We start from the raw sequence: 21,400 nt of genomic DNA, 5'->3' as shown, positions 1-21,400 counted from the left end.
AACATGGTGTTCTTATTGAACGTTTTTTAGGTACAATCAATTGAACACCCTAGTTAATAATTATCAAGAATTTATAGATAGCTTACCTTCTAACTGTATATCACTCTCTTTGCCAGGCAAGCCTCTAACTGGTAAAGAGAGGTATTCTAAGATTTATCATACGACCTCATTGAATTCCTTTTTATTAATATGGGCAACAAAGAAACTGAAATTTTCTTCATTGACCGGAGTGAATGATATGAAGGAGATGAGATTTTCTATTGGACATGAAAATCAACAATTACTTCCTATGCTTTTTGCTATGCATGATGTGAGGAAGTCATATAAACAAATAAGTTTTACGATAGACTTTGATTCATCCATTAAAGGATATGTTTCTCCATTGATTGGGGGTGTGTATGGTGATAAAAATAAGGGAGTTTGTATTGAATTCGATTACCAAAAACTTAAATTTTCTCAAGATTGTTTTGGTGATGTTGTAGAGTATAAGGACAGGACTAATCAACGTATTGAAATTCCAGAAGATATAGTTACTGTTAATTCTCTGAAATCTTTTATTAGAACTCATCAAAAAGAAATTTTCTTTGTAAAAGATATCTGTTGGGAACATGAGAACGAATATCGTGTAATTAGCGATTCAGATGAGTTTTTGGATATATCTGAGGCTATAACTGCCGTTTATGTAGCTGATATTGATGGTTTAGCATTTGAAATATTCAATGAAATTCTAAAAGATACTAAAATATAATTTGGGTATGTTCACATTGACAAAGGTAGTGGTGTGTTATTTGCTTCTGATGCGAGAATGTATAAGCAGAGTGTAATATCTTCAGAAAGTAAACCTAAAAATTGTTTGCGAACTATTTTAAAACAAGCAGAAGAACATTATATATCTAATAAAGATAACCCAAACGCAGACCTAACAAAAATAGAATATAACTTATGTCACGATTAAGTAAATTATATCAGGCTATGGAAACTCTTGCAAGTGAGGGACTTGAACTTAGTGCCGAACAAGAGGCTCAGCTTCGTAAAGCTGAGGAGGAGATAATTCAAAAGGAAATACTTCCGGTAATTACTGATAATATAGAACCATCATTAAATCAAGTACAGCGTGAATTGGTACTTGTAGTTGATTATGTGCCTGGTAGACCACTTAAGGTGAGTCTATCTCGTAAACGTAATATAGATGAAATATTAACAGATGCGGTAGAAATTAAACCAGACCCTATTGTCACACATCGTTCCAATGGCCCGCAAAAAGCAAAGAAGGAAGATATTGCTCCAAAGACACTGCTACGAGTTACTATGCCTGATGGTACTGTAATAGAGAAAGCGAAAGCAAAGGATACTTTTGTTGCAGTAATATGTCGTATAGGTATTGAACGTGTTCGTCCACTTGGCTTGAAGTTTTGTAAAGTGCCAATTATATCTAATACAAGGGATGCGAAATATGGAAAAGCACAAGTACCGGTAGATGGAGGGTGGCTTATACTGACTCATAGTTCAACTAATGATAAGAAAAAACAACTTGACAAAATAGCCAAAGCGTTGAAAATAAAGATGAAAGTTGAAATAGTGTAACTGGTAAATTACTTTGATGATTCTCATTTCCAAAATTGGGAATAGAAGAAGTGATAAAATGCGATTTGGAAATGAGAACTACTAATGATGATATAGTGGAAAGCTGTTATCCCGGATATCCGTTCGCTAATGATGAAGCAAGACTGGAATGTCTGTTCAAATTATATGAGAAGATGACAAAAAAAACAAAACCCGATAGCTTGAAATTGTTCAGAGGCTACCGGGATTCAACAATGCAAATATATGAAATAATAATTGATAAACAAACAATTATACAATCAAACAAGCTTTTGCAAGGCATTTGCAACACCGGTCAGTGAACGCTCAGCGAACGGTTAGTGAATATTGAGTGAACAATCTTACAGTCAACTAAAATCATGAAAAGGCATTATGAGTGATTTTAACAAGCAATTGAAATTATTTCCCGAAGTTATTATTTTAATGAAGAATTTCGCTAATTTTGTATTTAGATGTTTGATACATAATGTAAATGGAGTATGAGTCAGATAAAAAAAATATCATTTAGAAATTACAAGGCTTTTGGTGGTGAACTTACTGAAATTGATATTAGGCCGATTACATTGTTTATAGGTAAAAACAGTAGTGGCAAGAGTTCGATACTTAAATTGATTTCTGTTTTGGGAAGTTTGACATCGGAATATTCTATCGGACCTATGATATTGGGGAATAAAGATGTGTCATTGGGTGGAAGATATGAGGATATTTTCCATAATAACCAAATGACGGATTTTTCTATAGGTGTAGAGTTCGAGAATGGTATTAAGGTTAATGTCTCATATTATATTGATAAAGGAAACCTTTATGTGTATAGATATTCTATTGAGAATGAGGAAAAGAACAAAATAGAAACATTAGGAACACCGGATAAGGTATTTAATGGACTTGTACATGAGGAAAGTTTGAAGTCTCTGAATATATCGAAGGATGGTCTGGCTTTTAACACTGCATATATTGGTCCGTTGAGAGTGCAACCTGAGAGAAATATTCAGCTTTCTTCTGATCAGGCTGTTGTAAATGTTTGCTATAATGGTTCTAATACTTATTCTTTGTTATTGAAATCTTATTTAAGTGATAAAAAAACATTGTTTAATAATGTGTCATCATGGCTGGAGAAAAATCTGGAAGGCCAGGCAATTAATTTTGAACGAAACAGCCCTACGTCCGGTACATATAGCTTGTATATCAAACATGGTGATGCAAAAGTTAATATAGCGGATGTAGGACAGGGTTTACCTCAAGTCCTACCAATTATAACGCAATCTTTTGTAGAAGATAAAGTTGATATTATTCTTGTAGAACAACCTGTCTTGCATTTGCATCCTGCGGCTCATGCAGCAGTGGCATACAGACTGGCTGATATGGTCAAGAAATATAACCGTAAATGTGTTATAGAAACTCATTCGGAGAATGTTTTGCTTGCTATACGAAATTTAGTGGCAGACAGCGAGTCTGATTTGAAGTCGGAAGATGTTGTTATATATTTTGTTGATACTGATGATGATAATGAGGCTTATTTACAGACGATAACCATAGATGAATATGGGCAATTGTCAACGTGGCCGGAAGGTATTTTCAGTGAAAGTTTTGATTTATTAGCACAAATTATGCAACATAGGAAAAAATGGAGGATATGACCTTGATAAAATTTATACATTAAATCAACCTTTATATGTCTGGCACATGTGGTATAAAAGATGTATTGAGAACTATTTCCCAAATGAAGCATACGAAGAAGCAAAAATGAATACTTCTAATATAACGGAAACTGGTGTTGATAGGGATTATCTGAAAATAAGTGAGAAAATAGCTGGCTATAGTAAGGATAAATTACCGTCATTGACTTCTAAAATGTCACGTAAGAAATATGAAAGCGGGCTTAAGCACTTTTATGTAAATGGCGAAGATTTGTCTGAATTACAGCTCTTCTTATTGAAACTTGTTCGTATTATATAGTTATGGCAGAGATAAGCATAAAACCGGAACGTGAATATTTGCACGAGATTGTAACAAAAATAAAAAAAGGAATTTATGGTGTACCTTCTTTTCAGCGCAGTTTTGTCTGGCGTAAAGAGCAGGTATTGGATTTGTTTGACAGTATCCAACATGGTTATCCTATAGGTTCTATATTATTATGGAAGCCTGAACCGAAACAGTTTCCATTGAAATCACGTGATATTATTACTGATGAAATAGATGAAGAAAGCAAACCGGAATATTATATTCTTGACGGAAGGCAGCGTCTGACTTCGTTTTATTGTAGTGTTTTGCATTATGATGACAAAAAAGATATATTCAATATCTGCTATAATCTTGAAAAAGAATGTTTTGAATATGTCAAGAAGCCTCAATTGCATATCTTGAAAGTGTCTGATTTGTATGATACATTTCTTATGCTTGAGAAACTGCAGCAGATAATGGACTATTATAAAAATGATCAGGATAAAGCTCAGACTTATGTTGACAGAGCACGTAAGATAAACAGTGTATTGCAAAGTTATCAGATTGGAGAAATGCTTTTGGAAAATTGTGATATAAATGAAGCGAGTACTGTATTTTCACGTTTGAACTCAAAGGGAACTGATATTTCAAAAGTATCAATGCTACAGGCCGTATTTTATAAAAGCAAGGAGGATGTATTAATATCTGACAGTATTAATGAATTTATAAATTCGCTTGCGGTATATGGCTTTGAAACATTGAAGTCGGATGATATTCTTAATTGTTGCTATAGATATGTTGGCAAAAATTTCTATGATACTCAACTTTTAAAGGATTTGGATAAGTTGGATTTTACACCTCATTGGAATGAAATAAAGGAGGATATATCTAATACAGTAAAATTCTTGCATGATGAATGCTATGTGATTTCCGGTAAGTTGTTGCCTTATGTGAAGCAATTGATTGCTTTGGCCGGATTCTTCAAAGAGCATAAAAATCCAACATACGAACAGAGACAGGAATTGAAGAAATGGTTTTTTTATACTACATATAATCAGTCATTTCTTAATGGCTCTCTGACAATAGTCAGAACTCTTCTCAGAAGGTTTGAACGATTTATTGTTGGTGATGAGAAAACTGCCATAGAGTATGAATCTATTGAAATAGGGAGTGATTCTTTGAATTTTAGGTATGCTACTGGTTCCGCTTTATCGAATTTCATGGTTCTTTCTCTTGTTTATAAATACATTTCATTAAATCAAAATGCTGATATTGTTTTTTGTGACCCAATTAAGATGTATAGAAATGACCCGAGAGGTGTCATTCCTTATTTCAGAACAGAAGACAGAATAAAAGTGATAAATTTGCAATCGGCAGATTCTCATTTTCATGAGTCGTATGCGATATCGCAAGAAATGATAAAGAATGTAAATGACAAAGAATGTTTTTGTAAACTCCGAGAGAAAATAATTTTGGAAATAGAACGAGAACTGTTAAAATATGTAGGTCTGGAATGTTCATGAGAATTGAAATGTTTTTTTAATTAGAAGCTTGGGGAATTAGGATTGTAAATGTTGATGAATAATTTTTATTTGCAATACCGATTATATAATGTAATAGAAATTAAAATATCATGAAATCAAAGCAAATTCTAAGAAAGATGACTGAGAGGGAGTTGCTGGAACAGGCTTACTACCTGGTTATAAGTTTTCCTTTTCATGAAGAAATGTGTAGATATACCGATTCTTTGTTTGGAGAATTGTGCGAGGATAAATATCCTTTGGTTTCGAAGGGAGTGTGGACCGGGATAATAGAACTAAGGTCGCATAATCTTTTGAATTGGTCTGAAGAGTATGGTGATATTTTTTTTCAGGCTAAGGTGAGTGATAGTGGTACTTATTTTCTTATTAGTAAAGATAATAAAGCGTTATGTAGAATTTCGGGTTATGTTCCCAACAAGCTTATACCGGCGGATGCTGCCGGATATGGGGACTACATAAGGTTGAGAATCAAGAGTAATGGAACGATAGAAAATTGGCCGGATGTTCCTGATTTTTCTGAATTCATTGATGGCGCTATTGTTGTTGACAGGATTGACGGTAATATAAAGGAAGAACCTGTGTTTAATGTCAGTAAGGATCTGACGTATGACGAACTGATGGATAAGCTATTTCGATTGCCCAAACATTTACAAATGGAGATAGGTAAGGCTTTGATAGAGAATGTCCTTAAGGAGAGGGAGGATTCTTTTTGAAATCTCTGAAGAAGTCAAATATTTTGGAAACTACAGGTAAAAACAGATGGACAAAATATTGGACCAGTTGATTTCAAGGAAGTATGTGGAACGTGGGGAGAAAGACGGTAGTTGGAGGGTGTTTTTAACGCAATGATAATTATCGTTTGTAATACGGTCAGTAAACACCTAATGGACAGTTAGTGAACTGCGTTAAATGGTATTCAAAGAAATAAAGTCTTAAATATGGAAAATCTGATAGATATATGTATTTAGAATTATATTGGCAAGAATGATTAATTGTATAAAAAAAGGCGCACCATAACGATGCGCCTAAGTTGTCAATTAATGCTTTGATTATATTAAAGCCTCGCGGCTGGAATATCAGAACTTTACAAGTTCCATTCTTTTCAGAATTTCATCATATTTTGATTGGATGATAGCTCTTTGTTTCTCTGATGCTGTAATTATCTTTCCTTTATACTTGCGCATCACAGATTCATTTAATCCTAATTCTTTTGCAAATTTGCTGGCATTAATAAATGGAAACGCTTCAAAAAAACCACTTATATCATAAGTATAATCAATGGAATAGCCGGCACTGTACCAAGTTGGATATTTGCCATATTTTTCTTTATAGTATTCTGCCTGCTCCTCCAGAATTGAAAGAAAATCTTCTTTTGCTTCCTGTTCTGTAAGACCAAAACCGTATGCTCCGTTTACATCTTCAGAATAAATAGATATTCCTCCATCATCTGCTTTTTCAATAATAGCTTTAATCTTTTTCATAATAGCGCGTTTTATATTATTGTCAATTAAATGCACCCACTGAGGTGGGTGCCGTTCTTTTACTTCTTTAACCCTGCCTTTTTCATCATGCTGTCGAGGGTACCTTTAGACACTTCTTTAGAAGGATGTCTACCGACAGGAATAAAGTAGTCAAAGTCGGGATGAACATATTTATGATGTTTCTTCCCTTTTTCGATTGTCCAGCCTGCTGACTCAATCAATTTGTAAAACTCTGAAAACTTCATAAAATCAAAGAACTTTTAATTGACGATACAAAGGTAACATAAATGTTACATATAAACAAATAAATGGACGATAAATTGTAACAATTATGTTACTTTAATACTGCAGGGTTCTGACTTAAACACCTAATAAGCTATCAATTATATTTTCTAATTTGAGTCTATGCCTAAGTAGAAATAAATGGTAACTGTATAAATAAATATTACAAGTAATAAACATATTACAGACATGCAGGCTCGTTTGCTCAATTGGTCAATTCGTCGGAATATATTGTCCTTTACGTCGTTTAAAGGTCATTATTTGTAAAATAATAGATGTTTTATCCTATTTTTTAGCTACCTTTGTGCGCTAACTGTATATAACTGAATGATGACTGACATAAAATCACCACTTTTGGGTAAGACTTTGGACGAACTCCAGTCTCTGGTTTTAGATTTGGGTATGCCTAAGTTTACTGCAAGGCAGATTGCTTCGTGGTTATACGAAAAGAAAGTTTCTTCTATTGATGAAATGACAAACTTATCACTGAAAAACCGTGAACTTTTGTCGCAGAAATATGAGGTCGGAGCTACTCCTCCGGTGCACGAAATGCGCTCAGTAGATGGAACGGTGAAATATTTGTTCCGTACCCCGGAAAATGATTATATTGAGGCTGTATATATACCTGACGATGACAGGGCGACATTGTGTGTGTCGTCGCAAGTGGGATGCAAGATGAACTGTAAGTTCTGCATGACGGGTAAACAGGGATATGCCAACAGTCTGACTGCTGCACAAATACTTAATCAGATTTATTCTATTCCTGAGAGAGATACACTGACAAATGTTGTCTTTATGGGAATGGGTGAGCCGTTTGACAATCTGGATGAAGTGCTCAGGGCATTGGAAATCCTCACTGCCGATTATGGATATGCGTGGAGTCCGAAGAGAATAACGGTATCTACCGTAGGTCTGAAAAAAGGACTGGAGAGATTTCTCGAAGAAAGCGACTGTCATCTGGCGGTAAGTCTGCATTCACCGTTCCCGGCACAAAGACGTGAACTCATGCCTGCCGAGAAGGCTTTCTCTATCATGGAAATCATTGAAATACTGAAACGTTATGATTTCAGCAAGCAGAGGCGCCTTTCATTTGAGTATATTGTGTTCAAGGGGGTAAATGACAGCCTTATATATGCAAAGGAACTCGTCAAGATTCTGAAAGGGCTTGACTGCAGGATGAATCTTATACGTTTTCATGCTATACCGAATGTAGACCTTGAGGGTACGGACATGGACTCGATGGTGGAATTCCGTGATTATCTTACTCAGCATGGTGTGTTTGCAACTATAAGAGTTTCCAGAGGAGAAGACATCTTTGCTGCTTGCGGCATGCTTTCCACTGCGAAGCAGCAGGCTGAGAAAAAAGAAAGTGTAAACCTATAACATATTGAAAATATGAAACGTATTGCTTTTTATTTTAGCTTTGTAATGTTGGCTGTTGTGCTGGCCTCATGCCGTAACAATGGCAAAAGTATCATTACGCCTGTTTCAAGTGGAAGACCTTACGAAGTGCTGGTTGTGGCCGACGATAACTGCTGGATGAGTCCGGACAGTGCACTATATCATGTACTTGACACCGATGTGCCGGGATTGCCGCAGGCTGAACGCTCGTTCAGAATTTCACGAGTACGTCCTGCTCATTTTGACCGTGTTATGCGTATTTTCAGAAACATCATAATAGCAGATATTCAGGATATCTATACTCAGACTAAGTTTAAATATACACGCGATGCCTATGCTTCTCCACAGATGATTATGACCATACAGTCGCCAAATCAGGCTGAATTTGCTGAATATGTTAGCAAGCACGGACAGGTGATAGTGGATTTCTTCACCCGTGCGGAGATGAACCGTCAGATAAACCTGCTGCGTGAAAAGCACAATGGGGCTATTTCGGCAAAGGTGGGAAGTCTGTTCGATTGTGATATCTGGTTGCCGAACGAACTGAATTCCTTCAAGGAAGGTAAGGATTTCTTCTGGGCATCTACCAATCTGAATGACATGAACTTTGTGATGTACTCATATCCGTTCAGGGACAATAATACATTTACAAAGGAATTTTTCATCAATAAGCGGGATTCTGTGATGAAAATCAATATTCCCGGCTCTATGGAGGGAATGTATATGGAAACAGCCGATTCAATGTTTGTAGATGTAAAAAGTATTGCAGTGAAAGGCGATTATGCATTCGAGGCAAGAGGTTTGTGGGAAATGAGAAATGATGCGATGGGAGGTCCTTTCGTATCGCACGTCAGAGTTGACAGGGCAAATGCAAGAGTGATTGTGGTTGAGGCTTTCGTGTATAATCCGGGAAAACTGAAACGCGACCTGATGCGTAAGCTCGAAGCGAGTCTTTATACTCTTAAACTCCCTACACAGAAAGAGGTATTTGAATTACCTGTAGGTGCCGGAGTAACTGAAATCACTATTACGGGTGACTCAATAAAATAAATTATACATTACAATATATATAAGTATTGACATGGAAAGACGAAAAATAAGAGTGGGAATCACCCACGGTGACATTAACGGAGTAGGCTATGAGGTTATACTGAAAACTTTTGCCGAACCGGAAATGATGGAGTTGTGTACACCTGTGGTGTACGGTTCGCCTAAGGTCGCGGCTTATCATCGCAAGGCGATGGATATTTCTGCCAACTTCAGTATTATTAACTCTGCAAGGGAGATACAGGACGGAAGACTGAATCTTCTTAACTGTACTGCCGAAGAACTTAAGGTGGAACTTGGCAAGCCGACTGCGGAGGCCGGAAAGGCTGCTCTTGATGCTTTGGAAAGAGCTTTGGCCGATTATCGTGAAGGCGGAATAGACGTTTTGGTTACTGCTCCGATAAACAAGCATACCATACAGTCGGATGCATTCCATTTTCCGGGACATACCGAGTATATAGAAGAGCGTGTAGGCGAGGGAAACAAATCTCTGATGATTCTTATGAAGAATGATTTCAGAGTAGCGCTTGTCACAGGTCATGTGCCGGTAAGGGATATTCCTTCTATTCTTACCAAGGAACTGATAGAAGAGAAGATAGAGATATTCCACAAGTCCTTGAAACAGGATTTCGGAATAGGATGTCCGCGTATAGCTGTCTTTTCATTAAATCCCCATGCAGGCGATAACGGACTTCTCGGGACAGAGGAACAGGATGTGATAATTCCGGCTATGAATGAACTGAAAGCAAAGGGAATACAGTGTTTCGGACCTTATCCTGCCGACGGATTCATGGGTTCAGGAAATTTTACTCATTTTGACGGAATCATGGCTATGTACCATGATCAGGGACTGGCTCCTTTCAAGGCTCTTGCTATGGACGAGGGAGTGAACTACACTGCCGGTTTGCCTATCGTGAGAACATCTCCTGCGCATGGCACAGCATATGATATCGCCGGACAGGGAATAGCATCGGAGGATTCTTTCCGTCAGGCTATCTATGTGGCTATTGATGTGTTCCGCAACAGATGTATGGAGAAGGAAATAAGTGCGCATCCGCTTCGTAAACAGTATTATGAGAAGCGTGATGACAGCGACAAACTGAAACTTGACGCTGAATATGAAGAATAAGTTCAGGAATATTTTCTTCGTAATAGGAGTCATTGCTGTAGTAATAATGCTTTTCGGTATGGATATGACATACGATGATGTGGTGTCATGTCTGAGAAAGGCGGGATTGTGGTTTCCGGTTCTGCTTCTGTTATGGATGTTCATATATGCAATAAATACCGGAGCATGGTATGCAATAATCTGTAATGGACTGAATGGTATCAAGGTACCTTTTATGAAGGTTTTCAAATATACCATTACCGGATTTGCACTTAATTCTACAACTCCTGTAGGACTTATGGGTGGAGAGCCTTATAGAATAATGGAGCTTAAACCATATGTCGGAATAGAGAAGGCATCATCGAGTGTGATATTATATGTCATGATGCATATTTTCTCTCATTTCTGCTTTTGGCTTTTTTCATTATTGATATATATACTGTCGTATTTTGACCAGATAAACAGGACTTATGCTATAATCATGAGTGTCTTTGTTGTGGCTTGTACGATAGGAATATATTTCTTCATAAAAGGCTATCGCTCAGGAATGGTTATGAAACTGATGCGTTTTCTGCAACGCATGCCGTTCATAAAAAACAAAATAACCAAATTAATAGAGAAAAAAGAAGAAACTTTTGTACAGATTGACAATCAGATAAAGGATTTGTATAGAAACAACAAATATACTTTCTTTACTTCATTGTCGCTGGAATTTATAGCGAGGGTGGTATCATGTCTTGAGGTATATATCATCCTGTATATATTTTCTGCTGATGCAAGTTTCTTTGACAGTATATTGATTTTAGCATTTACATCCTTGTTTGCCAATCTGATGTTCTTCTCGCCTATGCAGTTGGGTGCTCGCGAGGGTGGGTTTGTAATGTCAGTGGCTCTGCTTTCCATTCCATATTCATACGGCATGTTCATGGCATTGCTGATAAGAATCAGGGAAGTGGTGTGTGTTATTATAGGTATAGCATTGATGAAAATAGGTAATAAATAGATACTCTTGAGTTTGGAATAGTTTATGATAGGGTTTCTTTGAAATGTTCGTAAATAAAAGTTTAAAATGGTTAATAATAGGATAATTGGATAAATTTAAAAGAGAGTGGTTATGGGAAAAGAAGATTCAAAAAGAATTCAAACATCTATACTTAATAGAGCTGAAAAAGTAGCTTTGGTATGGTTGGCACAGCGTCAGCCTAAATGGGTGACATCTGATTTTCTGACATATATGGGAGTATTAGGTGCTCTTGTATATGCTTTGGGTTGCGTTCTGGCTGCAAAAAACATAATGTATTTGTGGCTGGCATCATTTGGAATGGTATTAAACTGGTATGGGGACAGTCTTGACGGAACCCTGGCACGTGTACGCAACCAGCAACGACCTGTATATGGATTTTTTATAGATCATTCGCTTGACGCTGTTACGATATGTATAATGTGTATAGGTGCAGGTCTGTCACCAATGTTCAGGCTGGATGTTGCGTTGTTGGTTCTGGCAGGTTATCTGGTATTGTCTGTATATACATATATTGTTACTATAATAAAGGGTGAGTTCCGTCTGACTTATAGCTCTTTCGGTCCTACGGAGTTCAGATTGGTAATCATACTTATAAACACTATATGTATGTACACTCCTTGGAATGAAATAAGCGTAGATGTTTATGGTCAACATCTCGGACTGTATGATGTTATAGGACTGGCTATTGCCGTATTCCTGTTCATTGCCTATTTTATACAGTTTAATAAAGACAGACGTATATTGTCTGTTCAGGACCCTTTAAAGCCGCGCCAGAAGTAATATTGTTTACTTTTTTGTTTTTAAGGTTATAAAAAACAGATTGGCTCATCTGTCTTCGTATTTCTACTTTTGTGGAATATGGTAAATTAATGAAAAGAAAAATATATTGAAAATATGGTAAAAAGATTGGTTACATTAATAGCGTTATGGATTTGGACATTAGGATTATATGCCCAGATTCATGGAGTTGTTATAGATTCTGATACAGGTGACTCCATTCCATATTTGAATATATATTATGACGGTAAAGGAGTGGGTACTATTACCGATATAGATGGCAAGTATTCGATTCCTTATCATGAAGGATGGAATAAGTTGACATTCTCTATGGTTGGTTATACAAGGCAGGATATTACGATCTCTTCAAAAACGACGGAGCTGAATGTAAGCATGAAGTCGGAGTTGGTACTTGATGAGGTTGTGGTTAAGCCACGTAAGGAAAAGTATTCGAGAAAGAATAATCCTGCTGTAGAGCTGATGAAAAAGGTTATAGCTTCTAAGCAGAGGACAAATCTTGAAAATAAAGATTATTATTTTTATAACAAGTATCAGAAAATAACTTTAGCTGTAAATGACATAACGCCTGATTCATTGAAAGAATCATGGCTTTTCAAGAAATATCCTTTCCTGAGAGATCAGGTGGAAATATGTGATGTCACGCAGAAACGTATATTGCCGGTTTCTGTTGATGAAACAGTATCTCAGAAAATATACAGAAAGGAACCTCGTTCAGAAAAGACAATAATACAGGGTATTGACTCCAAAGGTATAAATGAATTGTTCAGTACGGGAGACATGCTTACAACTGTATTGAAGGATGTTTTTCAGGATATAGATATCTATGAAGACCGTTTCAGATTTCTTCAATATCCGTTTGACAGTCCTGTATCTGATGCCGGAATCAGGTTTTATAAGTATTATATAATGGATACTGTTTATGTGGAGAAAGATAAATGTTTCCATCTGACATTTGTTCCTAACAATTCTCAGGATTTTGGTTTCACAGGACATCTTTATATTCTGGCAGACTCTACTTATAGGGTCAAGCAATGCGAGATGAATCTTCCTAAAAAGACGGATATAAATTTCGTCGACCACATGATTATAAAACAAAAGTTCGGAGAATTGCCTACTGGTGAGTGGTCTTTGATGGAAGATGATATGCTTTGTGAATTATCATACCTGAAAAAGATTCTTGGTTCATATATGGTGAGAAGGACTACCCGAAACTTTGACTTCTCTTTTGAACCATTGCCTGATAAGCTATTCAAGAAAAAAGGCTCCGAAATAAAGGATGTAAACGCTATGATGCGGGATGACGAGTTTTGGAAGAAGTACAGGCAGGAAGAACTTACCGAATCTGAAACAAGGATGGGTAGTTTCCTTGACGACTTAGCTAAAATTAAAGGTTTTAAGTATATAATGTTTGGACTTAAGGCCATAATTGAAAGTTATGTAGAAACCAGCAAGGATAGTAAGGTGGATATAGGGCCGATAAATACGATGATAACATCTAACTATATCGACGGATTGAGATTGAGAGCGTCTGCACAGACTACAGCTAATCTTCATCCTAATATATTCCTGAAAGGATATTATGCATATGGATTTAAGGACAGGAAATCTAAATATATGGGTGAGTTGGAATATTCGTTTGATAAGAAGGAATATCTTCCAAGGGAATATCCAAAACATTCGATGACGTTTACATATCAGTATGACAACATGGTTCCTTCTGATAAGTTTATAAATGCAGACAAGGATAATGTGTTTACTGCATTCAAGGTTTGTCAGGTAGACCAGTATAATTACGAACGGAAGGCTACGATTAAGTATGAGCGTGAGCGTGAGTTCGGATTCAAGACTACAGCCATGTTGAGATATGCCAATTATGAACCGTGCGGAGAGCTGTTTTATCGTACTATGGCAGGCGAGAATGCTTTGCAGACGGCAATTGCCGATGGTACGGTATCCGGGCAGAAATGGGTTAAGTCGCCGTTCAACACCCACGATATTACTGTGGCCGAAGCATCGTTGGCATTCCGATATGCGCCGGGCGAAACTTTTGTCAATACCAAGCAAAGACGATTGCCTGTAAACCTTGATGCTCCTGTATTTACGTTGCAGCATACGGTGGGACTGAAAGGTGTCTTGGGCAGCGATTATACTTATAATATGACAGAGGCCACTGCCTATAAACGTTTCTGGTTGAGTTCGTGGGGTAATCTCGATGTGCATCTGAAAGGTGGAATACAGTGGAACAAGGTTCCTTTCCCACTGCTGATAATGCCGGCTGCAAACTTGTCGTACATTATACAGGACGGAACATTCAACCTGATTAATAACATGGAGTTCCTTAACGACCGCTATGCTTCGCTGGACATGTCATGGAACATGCAGGGAAAACTCTTCAACCGCATACCTCTGATAAAGAAACTGAAGTGGCGTGAGTTCATCGGTGTGAAATGTCTTTGGGGTACACTTACCGACAAGAATAATCCTTTCATCGAACAGAACAGAAACGATGATATGCTCATGATGTTCCCCGGGCATTATGACAGAAGCGGAAGGTATGTTTATTCAAGTTATGTGATGGACCCGAAGGTGCCGTATGTGGAAATAACAGCCGGAATACACAATATATTCAAGCTGTTGCATATAGAATATGTGAGGCGTTTGAATTATAATCATCTTCCCACTGCCAATAAATGGGGTGTAAGATTAATGATACGAACAGTGTTCTAAAGTAATTTTCTGCCATATTTACTCATTCTTCCCAAAGATTTTGTAAATTTGGCAGATAATTTTTATTATATGGTAAAGTCAGATATTCAAAATATAAAGTTACGGTTTGGCATAATAGGTAATACTGAGGGCCTTAACAGGGCTATTGATATAGCTATGCAGGTGGCACCTACAGACTTGTCGGTGCTTGTGACGGGTGAAAGTGGAGTCGGTAAGGAAAGTTTCCCGCAGATAATTCACCAGTTCAGCAGAAGAAAACACGGGCCTTATATAGCAGTGAACTGTGGAGCCATACCGGAAGGTACGATAGATTCAGAACTCTTCGGACATGAGAAAGGTGCTTTTACAGGAGCCATCAGCGATAGAAACGGATATTTTGCCGAAGCCAACGGCGGAACGATATTTCTCGATGAGGTAGGCGAATTGCCTTTGTCAACTCAGGCCAGGCTTTTGCGTGTGCTTGAATCGGGCGAATACATAAAAGTAGGTTCGTCAAAAGTGCAGAAGACAGACGTAAGAATAGTTGCTGCTACAAACGTGAACTTTGCTGATGCCATTGCAGAGGGACGTTTCCGCGAGGACTTGTATTATCGTCTGAATACCGTTCCAATCAAAGTACCGCCATTGAGGGAAAGACCGAATGACATAGCATTGCTGTTCAGAAAATTTGCTGCGGATTTTGCTGAGAAATACAGGATGCCGGCAATACAGCTGAATGAACAGGCTAAACGTATGCTCGTGGAATATCCGTGGCCGGGAAATATCCGTCAGTTGAAGAACATAACTGAGCAGATTTCGATTATTGAAACAAACAGAGATATAACTCCGGAGATACTTTCAACTTATTTGCCTGACGTGGCGAGCAGTTCCAGACTGCCGGCCTTTGTCGGCGGAAAGGGTACACACTCGGGAAATAAAAGTTTTGAAAGCGAGCGTGAGATACTTTATCAGGTGCTTTTCGATATGAGACGCGATGTGACGGAACTGAAGAAACTCGTGCATGAAATCATGACAGAGCGCGAAACGGGACATCCTATGTCGCACAGCGTGGACAGCAGTTCGCACTTCCTTCAGACTCCTACAATTGATGTCATCAGCGATGTGCCGATGGTAGTGCCGCAAGTTCAGCAATATCCTCAGGTGAGCCAGATACAGCCTGTCAATAAGGTTTCTTCTATAACTCCGGTAAGTAATAATCCCGTAAAGTCTGCCGATTCTTCTGATTATCAGGATACGGAAGTTTATGTAGAAGAGAATCTCTCCCTGGATGATGTAGAGAAAGAGATGATAAAGAAAGCTTTGGAGCGGCATAACGGCAAACGAAAGAATGCTGCCAGCGATTTGAAGATATCAGAAAGAACATTATATAGAAAGATAAAAGAATATGGCCTTGAATAAAATTAAAAGATTAAACATAATTTCCATATTGGCGGTATCGCTGTGTTTTCTCGCAGCATGTACTGTATCGTATAAATTCAACGGCTCTTCAATCAATTATGATAAGGTTAAGACCATATCATTCGAAAACTTCCCTAACAGGTCTGCTGCTTTCGTATGGGGTCCTATGGAGTCAATGTTCAATACCGCTCTGCAGGACAAGTATATGCAGCAGACCAGACTTAAACAGGTAAGACAGAATGGCGATTTGCAGCTTTCCGGTGAGATTACCAATTACGATGCATACAATAAGGGTGTAGGTTCGGACGGTTATTCTACGATGGCCGAACTTAAGATGACTGTAAATGTAAGGTTCGTAAACAATACAAATCATGCGGAGGATTTTGAACAGCAGTTCTCAGCCAGCCGTGAATATAATTCTACTCAGCAGCTCTCTGCAGTGCAGGAAGACCTTGTAAATCAGATGATTGACGAGATTGTAGAGCAGATATTTAATGCAACTGTAGCTAACTGGTAATTGAGGCAGATATGGAAATGCAGCAACTGAATGATTGGTTAAAGAATCCGGATATGTTGGGGAATGAAACTCTCGATGAGTTACGTTCGCTCATATCCCGTTATCCGTATTTCCAGACAGCCTGGTTGCTTTATCTAAAGAATCTTTACATTCTGCAATCTCCGTCCTTTAAGGATGAACTTCGTCGTGGCGCACTGTTTGTGGCTGATTTGAGTGTCCTGTTTTATTATATAGAGGGAAACAGATATGCAATTTCGAAGTACAATGACTCTGCCTCTGCCGACAAGCCTTCGGGTACGGACAGGACTCTTGATTTGATAGACCGCTTCTTGTCTGAGATACCAAATGACAAAGGTTTTGCTTCAGAATTGTCCATTCCGGTGGATTCGGTAATGGATTATTCCTCTCTGCTTTTGCTTAATCCGGGCAATCAGGGTAGGACGGAATCAGATGACTCGGTGAATGAGCCGTTACCGCTAAGAGGGCAGCAGCTGATTGACAGTTTCATAGAAAAGTCAGAATCAGGCAAGATATCTAATGATATGAGTGTGGCAGCAGAGGAGTTGGTTGACTCTGAAGATTTCTATGAAGTGGCAGACGAGCATGATGAAAATGATGTTCAGGAAGAACCGGAGTCAGGACAGACAGTGGAGGATGAGTACTCAGCGGAAGGAGCCGGTGATGAGTATCTCACGGAAACGTTAGCTAAAATATATGTTAAACAGCAAAGATATGATAAAGCATTGGAAATTATTAAAAAATTAAATTTGAAATATCCAAAAAAAAATATTTACTTTGCAGACCAAATAAGATATTTGGAAAGATTGATTATTAACGCTAAATCAAAATAAAAGAAAATGTATTTATTATTTATTGTATTGATTGTGCTTGCAGCATTGTTACTATGCTTTGTTGTAATGATTCAAAATTCTAAGGGTGGAGGCTTGGCTTCCAGTTTCGCATCTTCAAACCAGATTATGGGTGTGCGTAAAACAACTGATTTCATCGAAAAACTTACTTGGGGACTTGCTGCTTTCATGGTAGTTGTAAGTATTGCAGCTGCTTATGTAATTCCTCATGCAGCTGACAATTCTTCAGTAATCATGAAGCAGGCTGTAGAAGAACAGAGTACTAACCCATTGAATGCACCTGCCGGTTTTGCTGCTCCTCAGACTGATGCTGCGGCTGCTGCTCCTGCAACAGGTGATTCTGCAAAATAATTTCAGAGTACAATTTTTTTAATTATAATGTCATTCATAAACCTATAAAGTTTGTGGGTGACATTTTTTTTGTTTGTAAATATGATGAAAACACAGGATGAAAAGGCGCGTAATGTGGCGATTGATGCCTTGCGCGGTTTTGCGGTAATGGGGATAATGCTGCTGCATAATATTGAACATTTCAATTTCTACTCGTTTCCTGAAGCATCGGGAGAAACAATAAAGGCTCTCGATACGAGTTTGTGGGACATGATGTTCTTCACCTTTTCCGGTAAGACATATGCAATTTTCGCATTGTTGTTTGGGTTTACTTTCTATCTGCAGAGCAGAAGTACGGAAAAGAGGGGTGAGGATTTTAGAAACAGATATATGTGGCGACTACTGCTTCTTCTTGGATTCGGATTCATAAATGCCGCTTTCTTTCCTGGAGAGATTCTTGTGCTTTATGCCATTGTAGGTTTTGTGCTTGTTCCGGTAAGACATTGGAGCAACAAGGCTCTTTTTGCCATGGCATTGTTCCTGATGATTCAGCCGGTGGAATGGATTAAGGTTATATACTCGGTTTTCAATCCTATGGAGAATCCTAAGCAGATGATTTTCTCGCTTGGTGATGTTTATCCGCAGTTGGGCGGAACATCTTTCTGGGAGATGGTAAAGGTAAACCTTGTAACAGGACAGTTGGCCAGCCTTAACTGGGCATGGTGTTACGGACGTGTGTTCCAGACAGCATCATTGTTTATGATTGGACTTCTGTTGGGACGATTGGGATATTTCGATGCTTCGTCGGAAGAAAAACTTACAAAATCACGTAATTTCTGGATTAAGGTTTTGTGTCTTTCATTGCCGGTAACGATACTGATGTATTATCTGAAGGAGTTTGTCTACACACAGATTGAGATAAAGTTCATGCTTTCATCGCTGAAGACGATTCTTAACTCATGGTATAATCTGTTCTTCATGCTGTGTATTGTTGCTTCATTTCTTTTGCTCTATTGGACTTGTGGCGGAGGGGTACAGAAACTGCTTGCACCGTACGGAAGGATGAGTCTTACGGATTATGTTTCCCAGTCTATAGTCGGCAGTTTCCTTTATTTCGGTTACGGCCTTGAGTTGCATAAAGTATGCGGAACTACATGCAGTCTGCTTGTAGGTATCGTATTCCTGGTTCTTCAAGTGCTGTTTGCCCACTGGTGGTTCAGGCATTTCAAGCGCGGACCTCTGGAAACTGTATGGCACAGGCTTACATGGATAGGTAAGGAAAAATAGAATATTGCAGTTTGCATAAAATAAAAAGAGTAATATCATTTACCGCTTGGGTTGGTGATATTACTCTTTGATTTTTTATCTCAACTGACGATTACTTGTTGATTTTGCTCCAAGTATCTTTCAGCGATACAGTTCTGTTGAATACTAAGTGTTCAGGAGTAGAATCCTTGTCCACATTGAAATAACCGATACGCTGGAACTGCAGATAATCCAATGGTTTTGCGTCTGCCAGGAACTTCTCTACATAACATTCGTTCAGTACTGTCAGAGAGTTTGGATTAATCATTTCCTTCATAGCTTCAAGAGGTGAGCAGTTCTTAGCCTCGCGGATGGCAGCCATTTCGTCGCGTGGATTTTCCACTTTCCACAGGCGGTCGTACAGACGAACTTCAGCTTTCAGACAGTGGTTGCAGCTTACCCAGTGCAGAGTACCTTTTACTTTGCGGTTAGCTTCAGGCATTCCACTCTTTGTGTTCTCGTCGTATTCTGCATATACTTCCACAATGTTTCCGTTCTCATCTTTCTTGCATCCTGTACATTTCACGATGTAAGCATTTTTCAATCTCACTTCCTGTCCCGGAGTCATACGGAAATATTTCTTGGGAGCATCTTCCATGAAGTCGTCGCGTTCTATCCACAACTCGCGGCTGAACTTGATAGTGTGAGTTCCTGAGTTCGGGTCTTCAGGATTGTTGATAGCTTCCATCTCTTCCACCTTACCTTCAGGATAGTTGGTGATGATCAGTTTTACAGGATTGATAACTGCAGAAACACGTGTAGAACGAGCGTTCAAATCCTCGCGTACGGCGCTTTCAAGCAATGCGAAATCGTTCAATGCATCGTATGTGGTATATCCTATTTTGTCAACGAAGTTTCTGATAGACTCAGGCGAGTAACCGCGACGGCGGAAACCGCAGATAGTCGGCATACGTGGGTCGTCCCATCCGTTTACTAATCCTTCCTTAACCAATGTCAGAAGGTTACGCTTACTCATAAGAGTGTAGCTCAAGTTCAGTTTGTTGAACTCATACTGGTGAGGACGATGGTCTTCAAGGTCTTTGCCTTCCTTCACCCAGTCTACGAACAGGTCGTAAAGCGGACGGTGTACAACGAATTCCAGTGTACAAAGAGAGTGAGTCACTCCTTCGAAGTAGTCACTCTGTCCGTGAGCGAAGTCATACATAGGATATGCCTTCCACTTGTCGCCTGTACGATGGTGAGGAGTTTTCACCACACGGTAGATGATAGGGTCGCGGAAGTGCATGTTAGGGTTTGCCATGTCTATTTTAGCACGCAGAACCATCTTTCCTTCCTCTATTTCGCCACTGTTCATCTTCATGAACAGGTCAAGATTTTCTTCTATAGGACGGTCGCGGTATGGACTGTTTGTTCCAGGCTGAGTAGGAGTACCCTTCTGTGCAGCTATTTCTTCAGATGACTGTTCGTCGATATATGCTTTACCTTCCTGGATGAGCTGGATAGCGAAGTCCCATAATTGCTGGAAGTAGTCCGAAGCATAATATTCGTTGCCCCACTGGAATCCCAACCACTGGATGTCTTCCTTGATAGCCTCTACATATTCCACATCTTCCTTAGTAGGGTTTGTGTCATCGAAACGAAGGTTACATACGCCGCCGTATTTCTTTGCTATTCCGAAGTCCATGCAGATGGCTTTGGCATGTCCTATGTGAAGATATCCGTTTGGCTCAGGCGGGAAACGTGTCTGTATCCTGCCGTCGTTCTTTCCTTCTTTTAAGTCTTTCTCTACGATTTGTTCGATGAAGTTCAGACTTTTCTTTTCTGAACTTTCAGTAGCTTTTATTTCAGTCATAGTCCTTATTTATAATAATGTGCAAAAATAATCATTTCTTTTTATATTGTATGTTTAATTGATTTTTAATTCAGCTGTGCGTGTTATCTTTCTTGACTTGTATAGTTCCGTTTTCTTAAAGATGCCTGTCCGTAAAGTTCATTTTGTCTTTTCATATTCTCTATATATAATTTATATTTATATAAATACAGATTGTGTTTTTATAAATATAAGTTG

Annotated in this window: 20 protein-coding genes; 17 read left to right on the top strand and 3 right to left on the bottom strand. The window is 38.5% G+C overall.

Annotation, left to right across the window (positions count from 1 at the left end; all coding sequences use genetic code 11):
• The first annotated feature begins 238 nt into the window (after positions 1–238).
• The 6 genes from QZ379_RS07070 (at position 239) to QZ379_RS07045 (ending at position 5,797) form a co-directional block, all read left to right on the top strand.
• Positions 239–748, top strand: a complete 510-nt coding sequence (locus QZ379_RS07070) for a DUF2971 domain-containing protein (RefSeq protein ID WP_291562348.1) — start codon at positions 239–241, stop codon at positions 746–748.
• A 224-nt stretch (positions 749–972) separates the two neighbouring features.
• The gene (locus tag QZ379_RS07065) at positions 973–1,584 is read left to right on the top strand and encodes a hypothetical protein (protein ID WP_291562345.1); all 612 of its coding nucleotides are present in this window, start codon (positions 973–975) and stop codon (positions 1,582–1,584) included.
• Between the two features lie 497 nt (positions 1,585–2,081).
• Positions 2,082–3,239, top strand: coding sequence for a DUF3696 domain-containing protein (locus QZ379_RS07060; protein WP_291562342.1), 1,158 nt, complete (start codon positions 2,082–2,084; stop codon positions 3,237–3,239).
• 46 nt (positions 3,240–3,285) lie between these two features.
• The gene (locus QZ379_RS07055) at positions 3,286–3,558 is read left to right on the top strand and encodes a hypothetical protein (RefSeq protein WP_291562340.1); all 273 of its coding nucleotides are present in this window, start codon (positions 3,286–3,288) and stop codon (positions 3,556–3,558) included.
• Between the two features lie 2 nt (positions 3,559–3,560).
• Positions 3,561–5,066 (top strand): DUF262 domain-containing protein, encoded by a 1,506-nt coding sequence (locus QZ379_RS07050; RefSeq protein ID WP_291562338.1) that lies wholly within the window; start codon positions 3,561–3,563, stop codon positions 5,064–5,066.
• 110 nt (positions 5,067–5,176) lie between these two features.
• Positions 5,177–5,797 (top strand): hypothetical protein, encoded by a 621-nt coding sequence (locus tag QZ379_RS07045; protein WP_291562335.1) that lies wholly within the window; start codon positions 5,177–5,179, stop codon positions 5,795–5,797.
• A gap of 363 nt (positions 5,798–6,160) precedes the next feature.
• On the opposite strand, the gene QZ379_RS07040 is transcribed toward QZ379_RS07045, so the two are convergent.
• Positions 6,161–6,565 carry a type II toxin-antitoxin system HicB family antitoxin gene (locus QZ379_RS07040; RefSeq protein ID WP_291562333.1) on the bottom strand — a complete coding sequence of 135 codons (405 nt, stop codon included), beginning with the start codon at positions 6,563–6,565 and terminating at the stop codon, positions 6,161–6,163.
• A gap of 59 nt (positions 6,566–6,624) precedes the next feature.
• Entirely contained in the window at positions 6,625–6,810 is a 186-nt protein-coding gene (locus tag QZ379_RS07035; RefSeq protein ID WP_291562330.1) for a type II toxin-antitoxin system HicA family toxin, read from the bottom strand.
• Positions 6,811–7,177: 367 nt separating this feature from the next.
• On the opposite strand from QZ379_RS07035, the gene rlmN reads away from it, so the two are divergent.
• From rlmN to QZ379_RS06980, 11 genes are all read left to right on the top strand, one after another.
• Positions 7,178–8,230 carry a 23S rRNA (adenine(2503)-C(2))-methyltransferase RlmN gene (gene rlmN / locus QZ379_RS07030; RefSeq protein WP_291562354.1) on the top strand — a complete coding sequence of 351 codons (1,053 nt, stop codon included), beginning with the start codon at positions 7,178–7,180 and terminating at the stop codon, positions 8,228–8,230.
• A gap of 12 nt (positions 8,231–8,242) precedes the next feature.
• Positions 8,243–9,298, top strand: coding sequence for a DUF4837 family protein (locus QZ379_RS07025; protein WP_291562328.1), 1,056 nt, complete (start codon positions 8,243–8,245; stop codon positions 9,296–9,298).
• Positions 9,299–9,329: 31 nt separating this feature from the next.
• Positions 9,330–10,424 carry a 4-hydroxythreonine-4-phosphate dehydrogenase PdxA gene (gene pdxA / locus QZ379_RS07020; RefSeq protein ID WP_291562325.1) on the top strand — a complete coding sequence of 365 codons (1,095 nt, stop codon included), beginning with the start codon at positions 9,330–9,332 and terminating at the stop codon, positions 10,422–10,424.
• Entirely contained in the window at positions 10,414–11,406 is a 993-nt protein-coding gene (locus QZ379_RS07015; protein WP_291562321.1) for a lysylphosphatidylglycerol synthase transmembrane domain-containing protein, read from the top strand. The genes pdxA and QZ379_RS07015 overlap by 11 nt, the downstream gene beginning before the upstream one ends.
• 111 nt (positions 11,407–11,517) lie before the next feature.
• Positions 11,518–12,207, top strand: coding sequence for a CDP-alcohol phosphatidyltransferase family protein (locus QZ379_RS07010; RefSeq protein WP_291562318.1), 690 nt, complete (start codon positions 11,518–11,520; stop codon positions 12,205–12,207).
• Positions 12,208–12,321: 114 nt separating this feature from the next.
• Entirely contained in the window at positions 12,322–14,952 is a 2,631-nt protein-coding gene (locus tag QZ379_RS07005; RefSeq protein WP_291562315.1) for a DUF5686 and carboxypeptidase-like regulatory domain-containing protein, read from the top strand.
• A 69-nt stretch (positions 14,953–15,021) separates the two neighbouring features.
• Positions 15,022–16,350, top strand: coding sequence for a sigma-54 dependent transcriptional regulator (locus QZ379_RS07000; RefSeq protein ID WP_291562313.1), 1,329 nt, complete (start codon positions 15,022–15,024; stop codon positions 16,348–16,350).
• Positions 16,343–16,867 carry an LptE family protein gene (locus QZ379_RS06995; RefSeq protein ID WP_291562310.1) on the top strand — a complete coding sequence of 175 codons (525 nt, stop codon included), beginning with the start codon at positions 16,343–16,345 and terminating at the stop codon, positions 16,865–16,867. The genes QZ379_RS07000 and QZ379_RS06995 overlap by 8 nt, the downstream gene beginning before the upstream one ends.
• Before the next feature lie 11 nt (positions 16,868–16,878).
• The gene (locus QZ379_RS06990; RefSeq protein WP_291562307.1) at positions 16,879–17,718 is read left to right on the top strand and encodes a tetratricopeptide repeat protein; all 840 of its coding nucleotides are present in this window, start codon (positions 16,879–16,881) and stop codon (positions 17,716–17,718) included.
• Positions 17,719–17,724: 6 nt separating this feature from the next.
• Positions 17,725–18,087 (top strand): preprotein translocase subunit SecG, encoded by a 363-nt coding sequence (gene secG / locus QZ379_RS06985; protein ID WP_291562303.1) that lies wholly within the window; start codon positions 17,725–17,727, stop codon positions 18,085–18,087.
• Between the two features lie 84 nt (positions 18,088–18,171).
• Positions 18,172–19,353, top strand: a complete 1,182-nt coding sequence (locus QZ379_RS06980) for a DUF418 domain-containing protein (protein WP_291562351.1) — start codon at positions 18,172–18,174, stop codon at positions 19,351–19,353.
• Between the two features lie 91 nt (positions 19,354–19,444).
• On the opposite strand, the gene QZ379_RS06975 is transcribed toward QZ379_RS06980, so the two are convergent.
• A complete protein-coding gene (locus QZ379_RS06975; RefSeq protein WP_291562300.1) occupies positions 19,445–21,184 on the bottom strand; it encodes a glutamine--tRNA ligase/YqeY domain fusion protein in 1,740 nt (579 codons plus the stop codon).
• Positions 21,185–21,400: the final 216 nt, after the last annotated feature.

This window comes from Bacteroides sp., from assembly GCF_019417265.1.
Lineage (GTDB): Bacteria > Bacteroidota > Bacteroidia > Bacteroidales > Bacteroidaceae > Phocaeicola.
The sequence above is the reverse complement of the archived record's forward strand: the minus strand, read 5'-3'. Positions and strand labels throughout refer to the sequence as shown.